This window comes from Neobacillus novalis NBRC 102450 (genome assembly GCF_001591805.1).
Lineage (GTDB): Bacteria > Bacillota > Bacilli > Bacillales > Cytobacillaceae > Neobacillus > Neobacillus novalis.
Genome location: NZ_BCVP01000009.1, coordinates 328,740 through 351,595, shown reverse-complemented (window position 1 = coordinate 351,595; position 22,856 = coordinate 328,740). Strand labels below are relative to the sequence as shown.

Genomic DNA, 22,856 nt, shown 5'->3' with positions numbered 1-22,856 from the left:
AAAGTAGAATTGAGGAAGTTATATGAATAAACCTTATTTTCGTTTTTGGATTCTGGTTAGTATTGTCGCCATATCTGGCTTTTCTCAGGGGATGCTCCTGCCGCTCATCGCGGTAATATTTGAAAAAGGCGGTGTTTCTCCATCCTTAAACGGCCTAAATGCCATTGCTCTCTATATCGGCATTCTCCTTGTCTCCCCTTTTATGGAGATGCCGCTTAGAAAATACGGTTATAAGCCGATCATTATTTTCGGCGGCGCACTTGTATTCATTTCGCTTGCTTTATTTCCATTATGGAAAACATTTTGGTTTTGGTTTGCATTAAGATTGCTAATCGGCATCGGCGACCATTCCTTGCATTTCGCCACCCAGACGTGGATCACATCCTTTTCTCCCGCTGAGAAGAGAGGACGGAATATCTCCTTATATGGTTTGTTTTTTGGAATTGGTTTTGCGACAGGACCGTTAATGACACCATTGGTAAATGTGAATGAAGCCCTGCCCTTCATCGTCTCTTCAATCGTTTGCTTGGCCGGCTGGCTCTTTGTTTTTTCCTTAAAAAATGAACTTCCGGAACAAGTGGTAAACATTAATTCTTTTTTGGCAACGATTAAGCAGTTCAGAAGAGCTTTGAAATTTGGCTGGGTCGCTTTCTTGCCGCCATTTTCCTACGGCTTTTTAGAATCATCATTAAACGGTAGTTTCCCCATTTATGCCTTAAGAATGAATATTGATGTTTCAAGTGTCTCACTCGTTTTGTCCGCTTTTGCGATTGGCAGTATTATTACCCAGCTTCCGTTAGGGATATTAAGTGATCAATACGGGCGGCGAAATATCTTGATGTCTGTTCTTTTCCTTGGATTTTTCAGCTTTACAGCCGCTAGTTTTCTTGAACATTCTTTTATCGGTCTGTTTATCGCATTCCTGATCTCCGGGATGGTCGTCGGCTCCACCTTCTCGCTTGGCATCAGTTATATGACCGATTTAGTACCGAAGGACTTATTGCCAACAGGAAATTTGTTATGCGGCATCTTTTTTAGCCTCGGTTCCTTAAGCGGGCCAATAATCGGCGGCTTATTTATTAAATTTTTGCACGGCGTCAGCTTCTTCTACATTATTAGTACGATGCTCTTAGTCTTATCAACCATCATCTTTACCTTTGGAAAGAAGAACCAGTTGGTACTTGAGCAACAAAATTGATTTTGGAGCAAATTCATATCGCGCGCATAATATGTATGGTAAAATAAAAGAAAAATATAGAAGTTTTAGAGGATTCTGCTGTCATCACTTAGATGACAGCTTTCGTGTTTTTTAGGGGTAATGAGGTTGATTATTCTTCTCAATTCCTAATTAGTCTTTTTCTACTTTCAATTTTTTCTATATACTAAATGATAATAATTATTATTTATAATTAACCAAATTAATAAAAAGTCATATGTTATTAAAAGTAACTCTGATTTTCATTCTCAATTATAATATAATATTATCAATTAGAATTGACAGATACTTTTTCTAACAGTACAATGAAATTATTAGGGGGGGAGATACAAGATGAGTTCCGATACAAAAGTACTCACGAAAAAGGAACAGAATAATAGCCTTTTTGAAAAAATCAAACCACATTTGGAATTAATTGCTGCATCGCTAAGCGGTGTTTTCATTGCCCTTGGCTGGATTTTCGATAAATATGGATTTGGAACGGACTCCATCATTGCTTACTTGCTGGCATTTGTCATCGGCGGGTTTGCAAAAGCAAAAGAAGGCATTGAGGCCACGTATGAAAATAAAGAATTAAATGTGGAAATGCTGATGATTTTTGCCGCTGTTGGGTCAGCGATCATTGGTTACTGGACAGAAGGGGCCATCTTAATCTTCATTTTTGCCGTCAGCGGTGCCTTAGAAACCTACACCATGAATAAAAGCCATAAGGAGATTTCCTCTTTAATAGAGCTTCAGCCAGAAGAAGCCCTGCTAATCAGCAATGGCTATGAAAAGCGAGTCCCCGTCTCGGAGCTTCGCGTTGGCGATCATATTCTGATTAAACCAGGTGAACGGGTGCCATCTGATGGAATGATTATTAAAGGACAGACAAATATTGATGAAGCAGCGATTACCGGTGAGTCGATGCCCGTCTCTAAAGGGGATCAGGCAGATGTGTTTGCCGGAACCGTTAATATGACAGGTGCTATTACCGTTCAAGTGACGAAAGAGAGCAGTGACACCCTTTTTAGAAAAATTATTCAGCTTGTGCAATCCGCACAAAGTGAAAAGTCACCGTCGCAGCTGTTTATTGAACGCTTTGAAGGAACCTATGTCAAGGTTGTCTTGTTCGTCGTGGTTGCCATGTTCTTCCTGCCTTACTTTTTACTGGGATGGAGCTGGCATGAATCGTTTTACCGCGCGATGATTTTATTAGTGGTCGCCTCCCCTTGTGCTTTAGTGGCTTCGATCATGCCGGCATCGTTATCGGCGATTTCGAATGGGGCCAGACATGGGATATTAGTAAAAGGCGGTGTCCATCTTGAAAATTTAGGACATCTTGAAGCCATTGCCTTAGATAAAACCGGCACCCTTACAAAGGGCAAACCGGAAGTAACCGAGGTGATTGTGAAAGAAGGACTTAAAAAGGAACAGCTCCTTTGGCGGGCGGCATCGATAGAGAGCCATTCGAACCACCCGCTGGCGATGGCGATTGTGAAGTATGCAAAGCAGAACGTAACCAAAGACCTTTTTCATCCCGACAGTCTCGAGGATATACCCGGCTGGGGGGTTAAGGCAGAAGTTCATGGGGAACAATGGAAAATTGGCAAGGCTGCTTTCGTTGGGAAGGAAGATGTCGACCAGTTTGCTGACGGAAAAGCGAAAGAACTTGCAAGTAGTGGTAATACGCTTGTCTTCATTGAAATCAACGGTGAGCTTTGTGCGATGATTGCCTTAAAGGATGTTGTTCGCGAGGAAACAAAGCTGGCGATCGATCATTTAAAGAAACAGGGCATCCATACCGTTATGCTTACAGGTGATAGTGAGAAAACCGCCCGTGCAATAGCGGCAGAAAGCCATGTTGATGAATTTTTTGCTGAATGCCTGCCGGAATCAAAGGTAGAACATCTTAAACAGCTTAAAGCAAAATATAAAACGGTTGCCATGGTAGGGGACGGGATCAATGATGCTCCTGCACTGGCAATAGCCAATGTCGGGATTGCGATGGGGGGAGGAACAGATGTTGCACTGGAAACAGCCGATATCGTGCTGATGAAGAATGACCTGCCGCGAATTGCCGATGCCATCAACCTTTCACAACGAATGAATAAAATTATCAAACAGAATGTCATTTTCTCGATTTTGGTTATCATGCTTTTGATTTCATCAAATTTCTTTCAGATGCTTGATTTGCCATATGGAGTCATCGGCCATGAAGGCAGCACCATCCTCGTGATATTGAATAGTTTACGCTTGTTAAAGTCGTGAAAAAAAGGACCACATTGGCCCTTTTTTTTTTGACTAAATTGTTAGTTAGTGATATCCATTAGAGCCATTTGCTGACCCTGAAGTTTTTTGTTTTGGGTTACTCTTATTTCCTTTTTGCTTTGTACCGCCATCTTTTTTCGTATGTTTCGTCAACAGAAAAACCTCCCTTTGTGTTAGGGCCAGAAGCCCATAATGATAGTGTGGACAGATAAGACTTTTTCATAAAGGAAAGTATTAGCAGTTCGTACGATTTCTATCACTATAAAAGGCATTGATTTCTCCGCCAATAATAATAATAAATGCCGATATATATAACCAAATCATTAACACAATGATTGCCCCGATACTTCCATAAGTAAGTGAATAGTTGCTAAAGTTCCCGACATAGAAGGATAATCCAATCGAGGAGATAATCCAGCCTAATGTCGCAAAAATGGCGCCAGGAAAACTACTGCGGCACCGCAATTTCACATTGGGTGCAATCCAGTACAATCCGGTAAACATCAGGAACAAAATAATGGCACTGACCAACCAGCTTAACGCATTCCACAGCTTAATAAATTCGCTGGTGTAGCCAAATTTTGAAAACAAGAACAGACCAATTTCCTTGCCGAAAACCGGTAAAACAATGGCAAGGATAAAGACAAAAATCATCCCAAAAGTTAATAGTATTGCCACTCCTCTTGAAACAATAAATGAACGGCTTTCCTTCACATTGTAAGCCTTATTAAAAGCCCGTACGATAGCATTTATTCCGTTAGAGGCGGACCAAATCGTACCGATAATCCCGAATGAAAGCAAACCGCCATTCCGATGGTTCATAATCTCATTTACATTTTTTTCAATTAGATCCATTGCTTCAACTGGGGCAAAATCCTTAATCATCCCCAGCATGTCTGGATGTGGAATCGGTAAATACGGCAGCAGTGTGAATAAGACTATCAGGAGTGGAAACAAGGAAAGAAGAAAAAAATAGGCTAACTGCGCACTTAATCCTGGAATGTCATCTTCTTCAATCCGGTGCCAAAGCAATTTTAGTAAAGAGGAGCGTACATTCCCTGTCTTTTCCATGTCCAGCACTCCTTTTAGTTGATTTTTTCCTCTTCTCCCAGTATGTCCTCTAAGAGCTGTGATTCCTCACTCTTTGAAAAGGCATCTTTTGTTTCTTTTAGAATATCCGTCACTTGCGGTGTCAGCTCGCGTATTTCATCCACCTTATTTGATATGTAGGAAATATCTTCAGTTACCTGTTGCGCGGTTGTTTTGATTTTGGCCGCAGTTTCCTTCACCTTTTCGGTTATTTTGCCAGGATTACATAGAACATAGGAAACCTTGCTGGATGTTTTTTGAACGTTTTCCTTCATTGCCTGCCTTGTTTGTTTATCTAAAAGGCTGATTGCTCCGCCGGCGATGGCACCGATTAGCATTCCCTTCCAGAATTGATTTTTCTTCGTCATCTTAAACTCTCCTTCCACAATCCTAATTATCATTAATCTTTCTCTAATGAAAATAATAGCAAAATCAGCTCACCTTTATTTTGCTTTATATCAATTCCCTTTTGCAAGCCCGTCCAAACTTTTATTTGCTAACACCGGAAAAAGTAATGCCTCTACTTCAAAGAATGTTTGTATTGACAGATGCTTTTTAACATGAAAAGATGGAAATATTAATTCGGAAAGGGTGGCCGAAATGAATTTATCACAAAAATCTGTTGAAAATGTCGAATATATGATTGAACAAATAAAGGAAAAATTAAAGGTCCTCAACCTCGGAGCGATTAAACCATCACACTTTGATGAAGAAATGTACGAGGAATTAAAGGAAATTTATGAGATGGTCCTAAGGAAAAATTCTTTTAGTCCTAATGAAATGCAGGCATTAGTAGAAGAGCTAGGTAGTTTAAGGAAAAAGTAAGTAAAAACCCGTTATTTTTTCTGAATAACGGGTTTTTTGCCTATTTTTGATCCGTTAGGATAATCGGGCCGTCCTTCGTAATCGCAAGTGTATGCTCATATTGCGCTGAATATTTACCATCAAGGGTCCGGGCTGTCCAGCCGTTATCATCCATTTTTGTTTGGTACCAGCCGACATTGACCATCGGTTCAATCGTAAAAACCATTCCTTCCTTAATTCTTGCCCCTTTACCAGGCAGCCCATAATGCGGAACATCCGGTTTCTCGTGAATTACGGCGCCAATCCCATGGCCGATAAAGTCTCTTACAACTGATAGTCCTTCACTTTCAACATATTTTTGAATCGCATGGCCAATATCACCTATGCGATTTCCCACTACCGCTTGTTCAATTCCCTTGTAAAGTGCTTCCTTTGTCACTTTTAATAAATGGTCTGTTTCCTCTGAGACCTTGCCAACCGGATATGACCAAGCAGAATCAGCTAAGGCTCCATTGTATTTGACCACCATATCAATCGTTACAATGTCGCCCTCTTTTAACGGCTCCTTCCTCGGAAAGCCATGGCAAATTTCATCATTAATGCTTGCACACGTTGCATACTCGTAGCCTCTATAGCCTTTCTGCTCCGGCGTTGCTCCTTTTTGTTTTAGAAATTCATCAACAAACTCTTCAATCTCCCACGTTGTAACACCTGGTTTAATTAATTTTGCAATTTCTTTATGACAGGCTGCCAGAATTTCTCCTGCCTTTTGCATGGCTTCAATTTCTCGTTGTGATTTAAGAACAATCATGTTATTCCCTGCCTTTTTGAATTATTTTTATGTATGGTGAACAATATTGTTCATCTTAGAACATTTCCCATATAAAACTTTAGGACACCTATGGCAACACTTTTAATAGTAACTCTAACCCATGATTTTTTCAAAAATTCTATCCTGCTTGAAAAGCTCTGGAACAATATTTTTCAATGTTCAACATTTTGTAATATTCCGTCGTTCATTATATGGTACTTTCTCATTCTTTTTGGTAGAATTAATATAACAACAATAACAATAATAATAATTAGGTGTGTGAGAATCAATGATTGGTGACCGCGTAAAAAAATTCCGCTCAGAAAAGAAAATGTCACTATCCGAACTTGCTGAACAGGCGGGCGTTGCTAAATCTTATTTAAGTTCACTTGAGAGAAACCTGCAAAAGAATCCTTCGATTCAATTTCTTGAAAAAATTGCAGCAGTCTTAAATCTTCCCGTTGAACATTTAATCCATGAACAAATTGATAAGGACCAATTAGACAGCGATTGGATGAACCTAGTCAAAGAGGCCATGAATTCTGGTGTTTCAAAAGAACAATTTCGTGATTACCTTGAATTTAATAAATGGCGGATTAAGCAAAATAATGACCAATAGTACACAAGAAAAAAAGCATTCTACAATTATTTTGCAGGATGCTTTTCTTTTTTATGTAATTGCTCAGTTGTTATTCGTGATTAGCTTTAATCCTCCCTGTTGATTAAAGAAGTCACGAACCTCTTCTATGGATAGTCCAAGTTCCTTCGCTTCTAATATAAGGGTCATCCATTCCTGATCGATAACATCAACCTCTTTTTCTGTAATTACCAATATCCTCACCCCTAAAATACCATTCGTATTTCAGGCATCCCGGCCATCATAGCAAGCGTATTGCCCGCCTTAGATCCTTGGCTTTGCGTCCCTGCTTTTCAACAGGTTTGCCTTTTTCTGATCCTATTCTCCCCAGTGCATCCCCGATTACCTATCTCCCAAACAAATAACTAGGTCTTTATTCACAATCGTAATTGTTATCTTCATTATATCTAGTTCTTTTCTAATGGGGTGTTATATTTTGTCATTTTCATTGAATTTTCACACTTCTTTTTACTACAAATTATGGCAAGTTTCGACAAAAATACCCTTTTCTTTTAAAATTTATGTAAAAAAAAGGAGGTGAATTTTAGGACAAATTCCCTCCGCTTTTCTTATCACCGATGGCTTAGCCCCTTGCTGAAGTATTTCTGAAATGTTTCAAGTAATTTTTGCTGGTTCAAATCGGGGTGGACTGTTTCGCTCGTTTGGACTGTAATCATTGAACAAGAAACGCCAATTTTGCAGGAGTCTTCCGTGTTAAGACCTTTTAAATAGCCAAATAGGATTCCGGAAATAAGAGCATCCCCTGCTCCTGTTACATCTACAATCGGAACACTTGGAGGTACGATTGCTCCTGCTTCACCATTGTTTGTAAAATAAATTAAGCCTTTTTCTTTCCTAGTAATAACTACTTTCTCGACACCACTTTTTAAAATTATTTCTGCTGCACGATAGAAGTCGCCTTCAGAGATAATTTCTAATTTTGAAAGAGCTTCTGCTTCTTTTTGATTGGCAATCAGCCAGGTTACACCATCCAAGGAGACCGGCAATTTAGCAGTTTTAGCTGCTGACACTGTGGCAATACATATAGGTATTCCTACTTCGTTACTGCAATTAATCACTTCATTGATTACTTCAGCGGGAAAATTCGTATCTAATAGAATCATTTTTGCGTTTTGAATATGGGGCCAATTTTTTTCAAAAAAGGAGTCTTCAACCTCATCATAAATAGCCATGTCTGCAAAGGCGACGGCCATTTCACCCTCTTCATCTAGCACTGCTGTATAAGTTCCCGTGGATTCCCCATCGATTATTTCTGTTAGATTTATATCTGCGAAATGATTTGTGTTTTGCAACAGCCATTCCCCATCAGCATCGGATCCAATAAATGCTAATAAGGAAGCATTAAGGCCTAGGCGCCCAGAGTTTTCCGCGACATTACGTGCAACACCGCCTCTGGATTTCGTGCTAATCGCAGGATTCGAAGTCCCATACTCTAATTGTTTCAGTGCTTGTATTTTCCGATCCACATTGGCACCGCCAATACAAAGAACTTTCTTTTCTTCCAAAATTATTGCATTCTGTTTAATCATTGTCAGTACTCACTCCTCTATAACCTTATTGAGTTATGTCAGAAACGCAATAATATACTCTACTTATAACTATTAGATACAAATCCTTGAAATCCTCTTGTATATTAATGGAAAATAAGGGGATGAAAGTCGATAAAACCGCTAGGTATGCAGTAGTCGAACTTATTTTCATTGTTTATGACAAAAAAATTTGTTTAAAATGTGACAATTAGAATATAATGTAAACAACATGTAAATATACCTAATATTCAGAATAATCGAGGTGAAGCAATGCTATGACACTTATCCATGTGTTAAACTTTTCAATCCCGATTGCGTTTATTGTATTTGCTGGTTTTCTGCTTGATCGAATGTGTAAACCTGATAAACCAATTAAAAAAGCTGGTGAAGACTGAATCTTTTTTAAATAGTCTTTTTCACACAGCTTTTTCTTTTTGGAGGTCTAAACAAAAAGTAATTTTTTCACGTCTCTTAGGGAACGCTATTTGGGTAGATGAAAGGAGTGCTTAATATGTCACGTGGAGAACATTTTGAACACAAAAAGAAAAACCATCCTGGTAATTTCCCTAAGGACAGTCTAACGGAGAAACATGTAAAGGAAGCAATTGGGGATGAAGAATTCATTGTAACCCAGGAAGCTTTTAAAAATAGAGTCGAAGAAGAGGATGCGCGGGGAGATACCGCCCGCTTGCTGCCGGATCAAACAGAGTAAAGGCGTGTTATTATCACGCCTTTTTTGTGTCAAAGGATTCTTAGTATTGACCTTCTATACTTAAACTTCTAATAAATTGCGAAAACTCAATGGTCTTTAACCACTCTGCCGCTTTTTCTATATCTTTCGAGAATACACGGTCTTTTTTAATCGAAGGAACCTGCTCGCGTCCTTTTTCATAGAACAGCTTCGTATGGCTGGCCATTTTTTCGACACCGCGGATTTCCACTGCCTGCATCGCACAAATCAACTCAATCGCCAGCACTCTTCTGGCATTCTGGATAATTTGATAAGCATGTCTTGAGGCAATCGTTCCCATGCTGACATGATCCTCTTGATTGGCCGAAGACGGAATCGAGTCAACGCTGGCTGGATGTGCCAGTGTTTTATTTTCCGATACAAGAGCAGCTGCTGCATATTGCATAATCATTGCCCCGGATTGCAGGCCTGGTTCCGGACTTAGGAATGGTGGCAGGTCATTTAACTGCGGATTCACCAATCGCTCAATCCGTCTTTCTGATATATTCGCCAGCTCCGCGACTGCAATTTTCATAAAGTCCATTGCGAAGGCAATCGGCTGACCATGAAAATTTCCCCCGGAAATGACTTTGTCACCATCATCAAAAATTAATGGATTGTCAGTAGCAGCGTTTATTTCAATTTCTAGTTTTTCTTTTACATAATCAAGAACCTGCCAAGAAGCCCCATGAACTTGTGGGATACAGCGGAGCGAATAGGCATCCTGAACCCTAAGTTCCCCTTGCTGTGTTGTTAACAAACTATCGCTTAAATACTGACGGATTCTTGCCGCGGTATCAATCTGCTGTTTATAGCCTCTTGCAATATGCACTTCTTCTGCAAAAGCGTCAATAATCCCATTTAATCCCTCCATCGTCATCGATGCGATAAGTTCACTCTCGTGCGCCAATTGTTCTGCTTCAAGGTAGCCGACAACCCCCATTGCCGTCATTGCTTGGGTACCATTAATGAGTGCCAGACCTTCCTTTGCCTCCAATGTTACCGGTAAAATCCCCTCTTGCTTTAATGCGTCAATTGACTCCATCCGCTGTCCTTTGTAAAATACTTCACCTTCGCCGATTAAAACTAAAGCTAAGTGGGATAGCGGTGCCAAATCCCCGCTCGCCCCGAGTGAGCCTTGCTGTGGAATAACAGGGATTATCTCGTGATTTACTAAGTCCAATAGTTTTTCAATAACAAGCGGTCTTATCCCGGAAAAGCCTTTTAACAAGGCGTTGGCACGAAGGAGGACCATTGCTTTTGCCACATTCTCAGGAAACGGGTCGCCAACTCCGCAAGCATGGGAACGAATTAAGTTAAGCTGCAGGTCCTGCACATGATTCTTATCAATGAGAACATCACTAAATTTTCCAAAGCCCGTGGTAATTCCGTAAACTACTTTTGATTCTGAAACAATTCTTTCGACTGCTTCGCGGCTCTTTGCAACAGCTTCCATGCTTCTTTCGGATGCGCTGACCTTTTGACTGTGATATAAAACAGCTTTTATTTGCTCTAAAGTTAAACTTTCACCTGTAAGTGTAATCATTTCTATCCCGCTCCTCTACCACTTTATCACAATAAAGAAAGAGGCTGGAGTCCATATCAGATTAGATTTGGAGTCCAGCCTCTTTTATAAAAATTACCGCATATTGATCTGTCTTTTGGAGATGCCTCATTGGTTATCATTCCAATCGATTAACTTTCATTCTAATAATTATTGTATGGGAAGAAAAGCGTAGCTGTCAATTAAATTTTCTGAATTTTAACGCGATAATACTTTAGCAGGATAGTTTGTAAAAGGAAATTGGTGCGTTTGTAATTGAATTTCTGAGGTTATACAAAATTGAGGGATGATTCTACAAATTCTAGGGCTGATTCTACAAATTTAAGTGCTCTTTCTACAATTTTCTGCACTTATTCTACAAATTTAAATACTCATTCTACAAATTCAAGCTTCCTCGCTAAATAGTGTTTGTTTTAAGCTTCCTAGTCCTGACTTCTTTGTGAATACCGGGCTCTTAAGTTGAAGAAACAAAAAAAGGACTGTATCAAGTCCTTTTCTTTGAGAAAACATTAATTTTTTAAACTAACCAAACCCTTTTTTATGAAGATTTACTTCAATTTTAGCTTTTTTAAAGCATCTGCCAAAGCAGTATTAATTGGCTCTTCTTCCTTGTTTTGGTTTTTCAAATATTTTTGTACAGTCCGTTTATCCACTTTACCGCCAGATTCTTTTTGGCGGCGTGCTTGGAAAGCGGACAGTTTTTCACGATGTCCACATTTACATACAAAGACTTGACCTTCACCTTCACCACGTAACTCAAGTTGTTTATGACATTTTGGGCAGCGTGCGTTTGTGACGCGGGAAACATTTTTACGATGTCCACATTCCCGATCTTGGCACACGAGCATTTTGCCCTTTTTACCATTCACTTCAAGCATTGGTTTACCACAGTCTGGACAATTTTTTGTAGAAATATTGTCGTGCTTGTATTTTTTATCACTTGCTTTAATTTCAGCAACAATTTCTTTTGTGTAGTTTTTCATTTCGCTGATAAACACTTCTTTTTTCAACTTGCCATGTGCAATTTGATCTAGCTTTTGTTCCCACTCAGCTGTTAGAGTTGGAGATTTAAGCTCCTCCGGCACTAAATCCAGCAATTGACGACCTTTAGAAGTCATATGAATGTCTTTGCCACGATGCTCGATTAAGAATGAATTGAATAGCTTATCAATGATATCCGCGCGTGTAGCAACAGTACCAAGCCCACCCGTGGATTTTAAGGTGTCAGCCAATTGTTTATTTTTCGTATCCATATACTTCGTTGGATTTTCCATTGCCGACAGTAATGTCGCCTCATTAAAGCGGGCAGGCGGCTTCGTTTGACCTGATGTTTGGGCAATTAGTTTTACGTTTAGGGTGTCGCCTTTTTCAATCCGAGGTAAAATCTGTTCTTTCAGATCATCACCTTCATCGTCTTCGTCGAGTCGATTATTGTAAACTTCTTTCCAACCAAGTGATAAAATAGTTTTTCCTCTAGCAACGAAGTTTTCCTCGTCGATTTTTGCACGAAGCGTTAATTGCTCGTACTCAAATGCCGGGAATAATACGGCTAAGAAGCGTTTAACAACCAAGTCATAAATTTTCCGCTCTTTATCTGTAAAGGCTGAAAAGTTCACAAATCCTTCTGTAGGAATAATCGCATGGTGATCGGATACCTTGCTGTCATCAACAAAAGCTTTAGATGCCTTAATTGGCTTTTTTAAGATTTTGCTTGTTAATAAGCGGTATTCACCTATTCCACACGCCTTCAGACGCTCGGGTATGGTTGGAACAATATCTGATGAGATAAACCTCGAGTCCGTCCTTGGGTACGTTAAAACTTTATGCTGCTCATACAGCTTTTGCATAATGTTTAACGTTTCCTTTGCAGAGTAACCAAAGATTTTGTTCGCATCGCGCTGTAGTTCTGTTAAATCATATAGACCTGGAGAAAAAGACTTCTTAGGTTTCTTTTCAATTTCCGTTACCCTGGCATTTTGCTTGCCCAGTTTTTTTACAATTGCATCAAGTTTCTCTTTGTCAAAGCTGCGGCTGTTGCCTTTTACATCCTGCCATGTCAGCTTTAATTGGTCAGCTGTTTGGGCTTCAATGCCGTAATAGGTTTGTGCTTTGAAGTTTCTAATTTCGTCCTCACGAGCTGCAATCATCGCAACAGTAGGTGTTTGAACACGGCCGCAGTTTAGCTGTGCGTTGAACCTAGTTGTTAATGCGCGTGTTGCATTAAGACCGATATACCAGTCAGCTTCTGAACGTGCGACAGCTGATGCATATAAATTTTCATACGATGCGCCTGGCTTCAAGTTTGCAAAGCCGTCTTTAATCGCTTTATCCGTAACAGATGAGATCCATAGACGTTTAATTGGTTTATTGACTTTTGCTTTATCAATAATCCAACGTGCGACTAATTCTCCCTCTCTCCCTGCGTCTGTAGCCACGATTATTTCATTGACATCATTTCTAATCAGTTGACTTTTAACAGCATTAAACTGTTTTCCAGTCTGCTTAATGACGGTCAATTTTAAACGCTCCGGCAGCATAGGCAAATCTTCTAAATTCCAAGTTTTATATTTCACATCATAACTTTCTGGGTCAGCGAGTGTAACTAGGTGTCCTAGAGCCCACGTAACGATATATTTATTTCCTTCAAGATACCCATTTCCTTTTTTATTACAATTAAGCACATGCGCAATATCACGTGCCACAGAAGGTTTTTCAGCAATGACAATACTTTTTACCATAGTTAAACATCCTTTCGAATTTCCATAAGTTAAATATAGCATACGTGCCTGCTTTTTTTCTTGTACTAATTTCTGGCTGGATAGTATGATAAAAAGGCATGAAAATAGAGAAACGGGGATTTTTTACATGAGGATAAGGGATTGGGATTCTAATTTAAAGGTTCGCTTGTTTGGGGAAGCATTGATGAACATTACCTTTTGGATGTTCTTTCCATTCTTAACGATTTATTTTGCGGAAGAGTTCGGTAAAAATAAAGCAGGTTTATTATTAGTTTTTTCACAGGTTTTTTCCGTGATTGCTAACTTAATGGGTGGATATTGTGCCGACCGTTTTGGGAGAAAACGAATGATGGTTCTTTCTGCCATCGGGCAAGGACTTTCTTTCTTAGCCTTTGCCATCGCCAGTTCACCATGGCTTCAATCCCCTTGGATGGGCTTTGTTTCGTTTGCATTTGCCGGTGTGTTCGGTTCTTTTTACTGGCCTGCGAGCCAAGCGATGGTAGCCGATGTCGTGGCCGAAAAGGACCGAAGCAATGTATTTGCCATTTTTTATACGTCCATTAATATTGCGGTGGTAGTCGGTCCAATATTGGGAGCTATTTTTTATGTTCAATATCGCTTTCAGCTGTTGCTTGTAGCAGGAGCAGTGTGTATGTTCCTGGGGCTAATCCTGGCGAAATGGACGAGGGAAACCGCACCGATTCAAAAAAAAGTCGCTATTTCCAGCGATGGGAAATGGTACTACTTTTTACTTAACCAACTGCGGGATTATCGGCTCATTATTAAGGATAAAACCTTTCTATTATTTATCCTGGCGGGGGTTTTAGCCGGACAGACATTTATGCAATTGGACTTATTAATTCCAGTGTATATTAAAGATTTCGTAAAAAATCAAACTCTCTTTTCCATTGGCAATTGGTCGTTCGCTGTGAAAGGTGAGCAGGCGTTTGGAATTGTCCTGGCTGAAAATGGCTTCCTTGTTGCCCTTTTTACTGTTTTTGTAACGAAGTGGATGGGAAAATATTATGAGAGAAACGTGTTTGTCCTCTCCTCGGTCGTTTATGCGATTTCGATTGTTCTTTTCAGTCAAACGCATTGGATTTGGGGATTAATTTTTGCAATGGCTGTTTTCACGTTTGCTGAATTAATGGGGGCGGGGATACAGCAAAGCTTCGTTTCCAGGCTTGCTCCTGAGCATATGAGGGGACAATATTTTGCCGCCGCAAGCTTGCGCTACACACTTGGCCGCACAATTGCACCGCTTTCCATCCCGATGACGGTTTGGATTGGCTATGGCTGGACATTTTTCGTCCTCTCCATCCTTGCCCTGGTCAGTGCGGGCTTGTATTGGGTGATGTTTTATTCATTTGAAAAACAAAAAGTAGGAACGCACATGTAAAAAAGCACTTATGTGCTTTTTTATTTTTACCCGTTTCTAATATATTTCTAACGTTCATAAATTTGCCTAAAAATTGTACTTAATTGTTCACATTTACCTCTTTTAATATTATAATTAACATGTATACGGTTTCTATTTTAAGGACGGTGGAATTAATGGAATTATCACAGTTCATGGCTCCAACTTCATTGTCAGGCATTATTACCTTTTTAGTCCTATTTTCAGCAGGTGTTTATTTTAATATAAAAGTATATGGAAGCAAGCTGCGGTAGAGATGAAAATCTTTACTTTTTTTTTGGGTTTTTAGACTAGAAACTCGCGGTTTCTTTTTCCAATTAAAAACGCTACAATATAGGAAGATTCTGAAAAAGGAGATTATACATATGACTGAATTTCAAAAAAACCTTGAGAAATATGCTGAGCTGGCCGTTAAGGTAGGCGTTAATGTTCAGCCAGGTCAAACGTTGGCCGTCAATGCCTCCATCGATGCTGCTGAATTTGTCCGTTTAATTGTAAAAAAGGCCTATGAAACTGGGGCGAGGAATGTCGTTGTCAACTGGAACGATGATACTGTTACAAGAACAAAATATGATTTAGCACCAGATGAGGCTTTCCAAGAGTACCCAGTTTGGCGTGCAAAAGAAATAGAAGAGCTCGCTGACAAAGGAGCAGCCTTTATGTCAGTCGTATCTTCGAGCCCTGATTTATTAAAAGGCGTCGATCCTGAACGTATTTCAAACTTCAATAAAGCCGCTGGCACGGCGTTAAAAAATTACCGAAAAGCAATGATGTCAGACAAAGTCAGCTGGACCGTCATTGCCGCAGCATCACCGGCATGGGCCGCTAAAGTATTCCCGGATGAACCTGCTGAAACCCAAGTAAGCAAGCTTTGGGATGCGATTATCAAAGCTACTCGTGTCGACGTTGAAAATCCAGTAGAGGCATGGAAAGAACACGACGAAACCCTCCATGCTAAGGTTGACTATTTAAATGAAAAACGATATCAGAAGCTTCATTATACAGCACCTGGCACTGACTTAACGATTGAGCTTCCGGAAAAACATCTTTGGGTTGGGGCCGGCAGCGTAAATGAAAAAGGTTTTGAATTTATGGCCAACATGCCAACTGAAGAAGTCTTCACCGTTCCATTGAAAACAGGTGTAAACGGTACGGTAGCAAGTACAAAGCCGTTAAGTTATGGCGGCAATATCATTGACCGCTTTTCGATTACCTTTGAAAATGGAAAAATTGTTGGCGTAAAAGCAGAGGAAGGCGAAGAGATTTTGAAGCGGCTTGTGGACACGGACGAAGGCTCACATTATCTTGGTGAAGTCGCGCTTGTCCCTTACGACTCACCTATTTCACAGTCCAATGTTCTTTTCTTCAATACCTTGTTTGATGAAAACGCCTCTAACCATTTAGCAATCGGAAGTGCCTATTCCTTCTGTATTGAGGGCGGGAAGACAATGTCAGCTGAAGAATTGGAGAAAAATGGCCTTAACGAAAGTCTCACCCACGTCGATTTCATGATTGGATCAGCGGAAATGGACATCGACGGAATTACTACTGATGGGAAAACTGAACCGGTATTTAGAGCAGGTAATTGGGCGTTTTAGTTTACAGCCTAATAAAAGAGCAGGAATTCTGCTCTTTTTTCTATTGTTGGAAAAACATAGCGCTTGTATTTTTATCTAGGTTAAGGCTACAATATACTTTTAAAAAAATAAGAACAATTCTGGAGGAACCCTTCATGTGGAATGAATTTAAACAGTTTGCCATGAAAGGCAATGTCATCGATTTAGCGGTCGGGGTCATCATCGGTGGAGCGTTTGGCAAAATCGTTTCTTCCCTTGTCGCCGATGTTATTATGCCGTTAGTTGGAATGATTATCGGGGTCGTAGATTTTAGTGATCTAGCCTATGGAAAATTAAAATATGGCCAATTTATTCAAACGGTTGTTGATTTCTTAATTATTTCTTTCTCCATTTTTCTTTTTATAAAATTTCTTAATCGTTTTAAAAAGAAAGAGGAACCAGCTCCGGTCGCTGCGAAAGTGGATCGAAGTGAAGAACTTTTAGCCGAAATTCGTGATTTATTAAAAGAAGATAGAGATATTTTAAGAAAAAATGAAACATCTTGACCATTTTATCGTATAACTTAAATAAGAAAAGCGAAAGCGCCTTGGTCAGCCCCGACAAGCGCTGGAGGGCCTGACGGTGAAGTCGTTCTTTGACTTCATTGGCAGGACCGAAGCGACTCGAGGGGCTAGGCGCTGTAGCTAGACAATAAGAAATATTTTTTGAGGTGAATAAATTGTATACACAAACAACATCGACTCAATTTTTACCTTCTGTTTTACGGACGTTTGCTCTTTCCCTAGCGATTGCCTTCTTAGGCACAATGGCAGGTGTATTTGTTCCACCAGCTTTATTTATACCATTAGCTATCCTAGAATTTGTCATGCTGCTAACTGCTTTTTTCTTTAGACGTAAAAAAGCAATGTCCTATACATTCCTTTACATTTTCACGTTTATCTCTGGGATTACCTTGTATCCCCTTGTTTCTTATTACTTAGCTACTGCAGGTGCCAACATAGTGGTCATGGCCTTTGCCAGTACGACGGTTGTCTTTACGGGTATTGCCATTTACGCAACAAAATCAAAACATAACTTCTCGTTTTTAGGTGGATTCCTGCTTGCAGCACTGCTTGCCTTAGTGGCAATTTCGATTTTCAACATGTTCTCTCCACTAGGTTCCACAGCCATGCTTGCTTACTCCTTTATCGGTGTATTAGTTTTTAGCGGCTATGTTCTTTTCGATTTTAGCCGAATGAAACACTATGGAGTTAGAGCAGAAGATGTGCCATTAATGGCATTAAACTTATATTTAGATTTTATTAATCTATTCATCAGCATCCTGCGTATTTTAGGGATTCTAAATAGCAGAGATTAATTAATAAATAGGAGCTTGAATATTTCTTAAGACATTCCCTTTAGAATCACAAAAATTGAATTAGCAACACATATAGGGTATAGAATCGCATTGGTTCTATACCTTATTCATCTTTTGATTTCTGTAGACTTTCTAATAAAGAAAATCCTATATTTTCATCGTCATTCATACCTAATCTATAATTAGCCAAAACTACGGAGGCGACTTTTTTTTCTTTATCAATTCCTAAAAATGAACTAAAGCATCCTGTACCACCGCTATGCAAAATAACATTATTGTTTTTCTTTAAAAGCAACCATCCAAGACCCATATCATACTTCTTTTTTCCATTTCCATGTTTTTTATGACAAAGAGACAAATATGGTTTATCTTCGTAAATATTTTTTTTTGCATATTTAAGTAAATCATCAGCAGTTGAACTTATTGCACCCGCAGGTGATATAAGATTTTCTTTGTTCCATTTCCAGTTTCCGCAATCATTATTTTTTCTGTCATAACCATGTAAGTTATTAGTTGATGTTCCTAAATAAGTATCTTTTAATTCCAATTCATTTTGCAGAAAGTCATTCATCGTGTCCCAATATCCCCTGTCTGATACAATTCCCAACCCATACCCAATAAGTGCTATACCAAAATTTGAATATTTCCATGAATAATCCACATCTTTTAATTTATTTTTTTCCATAAGTATTTTCATTTTGTTTAAATCCATATTTAACGGATTTTTCTTACTCAAATCACCACCGCCTCTTATCAAACCTAAAATTAGGTTGAAATATTCCCGTTTATTTAATGGCAGTCTTGCTGAATATCCAGAAGAGTGAGTAGCAAGGCGGAGCAATGTAGGGTAATACTCGTCTTCCCTAAGTTCTTCAATATATTTTTGTATTGGATCGTTAATTGACAACTTGTTTTCAAATACATATTTTGATAGCAAAGATAGAGTAAAGGTCTTTGTAATAGAGCCAATTTCATAATGATATTTTTTTGATGAATCAAGTTCGCTGTTTTCATTATAAATTTTGATTACAGAATGATTGCCTGTTAAATAGCCAACAGTTAACTTTAAATGTTTTTTTCCTTTAGAGGTCTTTTTAATTAATCGTAATGTTTCATCACTGATTTCAAACATAATTATTCTCTCCCTTTGATAATATAGCAAATGGAAAAAGCATGTATCATTCCATAAGTGAATGATCATGCTTTTTCTTGTGTTAATTGATACGTTTTTTTACATTATGTGATTCAAAAAAGAACGTCTTGAAAATTCCCCAAGCTCCTTTATTTTTAGCTGTAATAAAATAAGGTTAATCCGCGCTGAATCATTTGTTGGACTGAAGGGTCCCAGTCCATGTTCTCGAGCTTTTCTACTAACTGAGTAATAGAAGGATGACTTGGATTATGCTTTTGATAAATTTCTAGCAGTTCCAGCCGCAATAGCCATTCGCGTTGATATTTGTCCTCGAGGACGGCGAAAGTTCTATCAACCTGGGATAAACTTTGTTCATTCCAATTCGATCCCTCACGTATGTTGCGTACTTCTTCATACAACTTCTCTAATTCATTCCAACTTCGTTGAACCGCACTTTCTTCAATTTCTTCAGCAGGCTCGAACTGATAATATGCGTCAGGATCTGCCGCGCCTGCGAATACAGATGGAATGCCGGCACCAACAGCCATATCAAACGTCCCCCAATCAGGTTCAAAAAGCACTTGATCCTTATAGGTCACTGTACAATCCTTAAATGAAATTAAGATTGGCTTCGCTGCTGAGGACAAAATGCTAGTGACTGTGCCCTCAACCATGACACCGCTTTCAAAATGAAGCAATGCTGCCTTTCCTTTGCTAATTCCTAAATCTCTTAATTGATCCTCCGTGCAATCTTCAAGTGCAATACCAGCCTCTAAACGGCCAATCGGTGTTCCAAAGCCTTTACGATGGGTTTCGATGCCATGCCCCGTCAATTGCTTATTCTCGAAAGATAATGCGGTCGGTCCTTTTGTCCGCAAATAAACAGCTTCCCCGTCATCATCCTTCAAAATTGTCGCTACCGTGCCAGTTACCTGCAAGCCAGAAGAAAAAGAAATCGTAGCGACACTATCGGACTGCAGTGCTTTCTCCAGACTTTCTGTTCCACCTTTGCGAAATGCCATCGTGGCGGCAAATTGATCAATAGCCGAAACTAGCTCATCAAAGGTTTTACAAACAAATAATTGCGGCTGTGGTTTGGTGACATCATATGGGGTCCTCACGCACTCTTCTACGGTAAATGGAATTTTTCGGACATCGTCCGCTAAACAGCTTTGGCTCTCGCCTACCGATGAAAGTAAACCCGCCCCGTAAATTTTCGGATCGCTGAGCTCGCCAATTAAGCCGTATTCCACTGTCCACCAAAACAGCCGTGATACTTGATCAGCTTCAGATAAACCTTTTACCTTTGCGCGTGCCACGGCTACCAGACGTTCTGCCTCTTTCACCTGCTCTTCGGTAGAATGAGGATCCTCAGCGACTATCGTTAAATGGCGAACCGCTTTAAATACCCCTAGCTTTTCTTTACTAGAAATAGCTTTGGAACCCATTTCACCAATTTTTTGTACAAACGCACGGTAGGATTCATCTAATAAAATCGGAGCGTGACCGGCTGCTTCATGAATCATATCCGGTGCCGGTGTATAGGCAATGTTTTCTATCTTTCGTATTTCTGTCGCAATCGGTAAAATGCCATTTGCCAAAAAGCCATAAAAAGCGGAGCCGGGAATTAATCCATCGATTGTCACAGCCCCCCAGCCCACTTTTGCCAGACTCGTATTCATGTCATCTACCTTTGGGATTGATTCCGTTTTGATGCCCGAATCCTTTAACCCATTTACATAATAGGGATGAGCAATCCCCTTTAAAAAATAATGATTTTGCTTCATTACAAATCGCCAAACCGCATGATCAATCGGAGAATAGCTATCATAATATTGTTTAGAAATAAATTGCTTTAGTTGCACAGGAATCTTTTTTGTATCCTTGTCAATCATCGTAAACCTTCCCCTTTGCAAAGAATATTTTGGAAACCATTAAGCAAGTGACAGCATTTTCGGCCGCAGCCGGTCCTTCGCCCTCTTCATTCTTGTCTTTACAGTCGACATGGGCAGATTGCTTTTCCTGGCTATCTCTACTAAAGTTAAATCTTGATAGTAATAAAGATAAATAGGATTGCGATAAATTTCGGGCAATAGGTTGATCTTTTCAGCCATTTGTTCCGCTGAAAATTTATGTAAGACTTCCTCTTCCGGAATAAACGCAGGTTCGAATGTAACGGAATAGGAATATACTTCTTCCCTCCAAAAATGCTTTGACTTATTTTCTTTCCGCCAATAATCACGGCACTTATTAATTGCGATGGTAAAAAGCCAGCTTTTGTATTTACTTTTCTCCTTAATCGAGGGGTAGGCCAAATAGGCAGAAAGTAAAACCTCCTGATAAAGATCCTCGGCAAGTTCTTTATGTTTTACTAACGAAAAAATATAGTTAAAAATGGCTTTTCCATGTCCCTTTACTAATTCTTCAAAAGATTGTGAAAATCCTTCCAGCATTTTCATCCTACCTTTCCTTCTGTAAAATGTTGTTCATTTTATTAGACGGAAAGGACCTTGCTTACCCCTACACATGAATAGGAGAAATTTTTATCGATTCGCTGCCTTTTGAACCAATCCTTTCATAAATATCGAAACACCAATCTTCTTACAAATCGTTAAATAATGCATTAGCGCTAATAAAACAGACCCTGTATTCATCCCAATAATAACCCCATCCATTCTCCAGTCCAATGATGAACCAAGCCAGAGAATAAGTGCAAAGGAAATGACAGTCGACCAAACGATATGAATAAACGCCTCTTTTATCATGTCGAGACCAATCATGAAGGCTTGCAACGGCATGATAAAGAAATGAAATAAGAAAAACGGCCATAGCAATTGTAGAAACACAGCAGATGTTGCCGATTTAAAGAACAAGGACGTTAATTCTGGAGCAAAAAAATAGAAAAGGGTCACAGCTGCGACTCCGTATACTAACGTGAGTTTCATAACCTGTTGAAGCATTTTTTGCAAGGTTGGGTAATCCTTTTGAGAATGAGTCTTCGAAACGGCCGGTATGAGGACAATCAATAACGAATGGGCAATAAACGCCGGGAAGAATCCAATGGACATGGCCACCCCCATCAGCATCCCAAATTGCTCTGTAGCCAATATATCGGTCATGCCTGAGCGTACCAATGCCGCCTTAATGATAAAGGGCTGAATCGCACCCGTGAAGGCTGAAAATAAACGCAAGCCTGTTGTTGGAATCGAAACTGCCATTAAATTTTTCCGAACCACTTTCCTGTTTAAATTGGAAAAAGGCTGCCGTTTAAGCTGTTGAAATTGTGCAATAAACAGGTAAATTAAATAAAGAAACACAATAATTTCACTGCCAATCAGTGTGCCAATAGCGACCAGCAGTGCTGCTTCTGGATCGAAAGCAAAGAAGCGAAACAAAACAAACAGACCTCCGAGTTGAATGATTTTCCTTAGAAAGTTGGAGACTGCGATTTTTCCCATTTGCTGCTTGCCCATGAAATAGCCTCTGGCAACAGAGGTGAACGAAATGACGGGGATGAGAATCATCACAAGCCATCTGACATAGGGGTGATAGGTATTAAATACCGGAATAAACGGCAGAATCGCCGCCGTCACTAAAAAGAGAATACTGGTAAAGATAATGGTAATCGTAAGCGCGTGATAAAGAATATTTCGATGGAACCGTTCCTCCCGTTCGGCAACGAATTTAGAAATTGACACCTGCAGCTCAAAGCTCGATAGCAGGACAATCAAAAATATGGTAGGCAGAATCGACATATACAACCCTAACCCGTGTGATCCCAACTCACGGGCAAGAATCATATTCACCAAGACTTCAATGCCTTCTCCTAAAAAAGCAGATGCCGCTAAGAAAAATAGCCCTCTGTAATAAATAGCCACTTTCAAATTCCCTCTTTCCTATCTCACTTTTATAAACTTATGAGACAAGTACACTGAATAGTAGGGAATTTTTTCTTCCATGCAAAAAAGGGCAATTTATATGCCC

General features: G+C 39.5%; 20 protein-coding genes and 1 riboswitch. Of the genes, 9 read left to right on the top strand and 11 right to left on the bottom strand.

What is annotated here, in order from left to right:
• Window positions 1–22: 22 nt before the first annotated feature.
• Entirely contained in the window at window positions 23–1,198 is a 1,176-nt protein-coding gene (locus BANVL01_RS07645) for an MFS transporter (protein WP_066083648.1), read from the top strand.
• Between the two features lie 351 nt (window positions 1,199–1,549).
• A complete protein-coding gene (locus BANVL01_RS07640) occupies window positions 1,550–3,466 on the top strand; it encodes a heavy metal translocating P-type ATPase (protein ID WP_066083646.1) in 1,917 nt (638 codons plus the stop codon).
• A 234-nt stretch (window positions 3,467–3,700) separates the two neighbouring features.
• Here BANVL01_RS07640 and BANVL01_RS07635 read toward each other — a convergent pair whose 3' ends face one another.
• Window positions 3,701–4,537: a YihY/virulence factor BrkB family protein gene (locus tag BANVL01_RS07635; RefSeq protein WP_066083644.1), complete on the bottom strand. Its 837-nt coding sequence runs from the start codon at window positions 4,535–4,537 to the stop codon at window positions 3,701–3,703.
• 14 nt (window positions 4,538–4,551) lie between these two features.
• Window positions 4,552–4,923: a YtxH domain-containing protein gene (locus tag BANVL01_RS07630; RefSeq protein WP_066083642.1), complete on the bottom strand. Its 372-nt coding sequence runs from the start codon at window positions 4,921–4,923 to the stop codon at window positions 4,552–4,554.
• Between the two features lie 232 nt (window positions 4,924–5,155).
• On the opposite strand from BANVL01_RS07630, the gene BANVL01_RS07625 reads away from it, so the two are divergent.
• Window positions 5,156–5,380, top strand: coding sequence for a DUF1128 domain-containing protein (locus tag BANVL01_RS07625; RefSeq protein WP_024029733.1), 225 nt, complete (start codon window positions 5,156–5,158; stop codon window positions 5,378–5,380).
• A gap of 40 nt (window positions 5,381–5,420) precedes the next feature.
• Here BANVL01_RS07625 and map read toward each other — a convergent pair whose 3' ends face one another.
• Entirely contained in the window at window positions 5,421–6,170 is a 750-nt protein-coding gene (gene map, locus BANVL01_RS07620; protein WP_066083640.1) for a type I methionyl aminopeptidase, read from the bottom strand.
• Window positions 6,171–6,459: 289 nt separating this feature from the next.
• On the opposite strand from map, the gene BANVL01_RS07615 reads away from it, so the two are divergent.
• Complete coding sequence (locus BANVL01_RS07615) at window positions 6,460–6,789, top strand: helix-turn-helix domain-containing protein (RefSeq protein WP_066083638.1); 330 nt, start codon at window positions 6,460–6,462, stop codon at window positions 6,787–6,789.
• A 63-nt stretch (window positions 6,790–6,852) separates the two neighbouring features.
• Here the strand turns inward: BANVL01_RS07615 and BANVL01_RS26625 are convergent, their stop codons facing one another.
• The gene (locus BANVL01_RS26625; RefSeq protein WP_082804901.1) at window positions 6,853–7,002 is read right to left on the bottom strand and encodes an anti-repressor SinI family protein; all 150 of its coding nucleotides are present in this window, start codon (window positions 7,000–7,002) and stop codon (window positions 6,853–6,855) included.
• A gap of 30 nt (window positions 7,003–7,032) precedes the next feature.
• Window positions 7,033–7,124: riboswitch (cyclic di-GMP riboswitch) on the bottom strand.
• Between the two features lie 255 nt (window positions 7,125–7,379).
• A complete protein-coding gene (locus BANVL01_RS07610) occupies window positions 7,380–8,357 on the bottom strand; it encodes a carbohydrate kinase family protein (RefSeq protein WP_066083636.1) in 978 nt (325 codons plus the stop codon).
• A 511-nt stretch (window positions 8,358–8,868) separates the two neighbouring features.
• Between BANVL01_RS07610 and BANVL01_RS07605 the strand changes: the two genes are divergently transcribed.
• Window positions 8,869–9,069, top strand: a complete 201-nt coding sequence (locus BANVL01_RS07605; RefSeq protein ID WP_066083634.1) for a hypothetical protein — start codon at window positions 8,869–8,871, stop codon at window positions 9,067–9,069.
• Window positions 9,070–9,109: 40 nt separating this feature from the next.
• Here the strand turns inward: BANVL01_RS07605 and hutH are convergent, their stop codons facing one another.
• Together hutH and BANVL01_RS07595 are read right to left on the bottom strand one after the other, a co-directional pair.
• Complete coding sequence (gene hutH, locus BANVL01_RS07600; protein WP_066083633.1) at window positions 9,110–10,633, bottom strand: histidine ammonia-lyase; 1,524 nt, start codon at window positions 10,631–10,633, stop codon at window positions 9,110–9,112.
• 566 nt (window positions 10,634–11,199) lie between these two features.
• Complete coding sequence (locus BANVL01_RS07595) at window positions 11,200–13,389, bottom strand: DNA topoisomerase III (RefSeq protein WP_066083631.1); 2,190 nt, start codon at window positions 13,387–13,389, stop codon at window positions 11,200–11,202.
• 127 nt (window positions 13,390–13,516) lie between these two features.
• Here BANVL01_RS07595 and BANVL01_RS07590 point away from each other — a divergent pair, with 127 nt between their 5' ends.
• The 4 genes from BANVL01_RS07590 (at window position 13,517) to BANVL01_RS07575 (ending at window position 17,740) form a co-directional block, all read left to right on the top strand.
• The gene (locus BANVL01_RS07590; RefSeq protein WP_066083630.1) at window positions 13,517–14,788 is read left to right on the top strand and encodes an MDR family MFS transporter; all 1,272 of its coding nucleotides are present in this window, start codon (window positions 13,517–13,519) and stop codon (window positions 14,786–14,788) included.
• Between the two features lie 383 nt (window positions 14,789–15,171).
• Window positions 15,172–16,404 (top strand): aminopeptidase, encoded by a 1,233-nt coding sequence (locus BANVL01_RS07585; protein WP_066083628.1) that lies wholly within the window; start codon window positions 15,172–15,174, stop codon window positions 16,402–16,404.
• Window positions 16,405–16,538: 134 nt separating this feature from the next.
• Window positions 16,539–16,928 carry a large-conductance mechanosensitive channel protein MscL gene (mscL, locus tag BANVL01_RS07580; protein WP_066083626.1) on the top strand — a complete coding sequence of 130 codons (390 nt, stop codon included), beginning with the start codon at window positions 16,539–16,541 and terminating at the stop codon, window positions 16,926–16,928.
• A 173-nt stretch (window positions 16,929–17,101) separates the two neighbouring features.
• Window positions 17,102–17,740, top strand: a complete 639-nt coding sequence (locus BANVL01_RS07575; protein ID WP_066083624.1) for a Bax inhibitor-1/YccA family protein — start codon at window positions 17,102–17,104, stop codon at window positions 17,738–17,740.
• 103 nt (window positions 17,741–17,843) lie between these two features.
• On the opposite strand, the gene BANVL01_RS07570 is transcribed toward BANVL01_RS07575, so the two are convergent.
• The 4 genes from BANVL01_RS07570 to BANVL01_RS07555 all read right to left on the bottom strand — a co-directional run bounded on the left by BANVL01_RS07570 (window position 17,844) and on the right by BANVL01_RS07555 (window position 22,750).
• A complete protein-coding gene (locus tag BANVL01_RS07570; protein ID WP_066083623.1) occupies window positions 17,844–18,872 on the bottom strand; it encodes a serine hydrolase domain-containing protein in 1,029 nt (342 codons plus the stop codon).
• A 155-nt stretch (window positions 18,873–19,027) separates the two neighbouring features.
• Window positions 19,028–20,767, bottom strand: coding sequence for an aromatic amino acid hydroxylase (locus BANVL01_RS07565; RefSeq protein WP_066083621.1), 1,740 nt, complete (start codon window positions 20,765–20,767; stop codon window positions 19,028–19,030).
• Window positions 20,768–20,806: 39 nt separating this feature from the next.
• Entirely contained in the window at window positions 20,807–21,331 is a 525-nt protein-coding gene (locus BANVL01_RS07560; protein WP_066147766.1) for an RNA polymerase sigma factor, read from the bottom strand.
• A gap of 84 nt (window positions 21,332–21,415) precedes the next feature.
• Window positions 21,416–22,750, bottom strand: a complete 1,335-nt coding sequence (locus BANVL01_RS07555; protein ID WP_066083619.1) for a polysaccharide biosynthesis protein — start codon at window positions 22,748–22,750, stop codon at window positions 21,416–21,418.
• Between the last annotated feature and the right edge of the window lie 106 nt (window positions 22,751–22,856).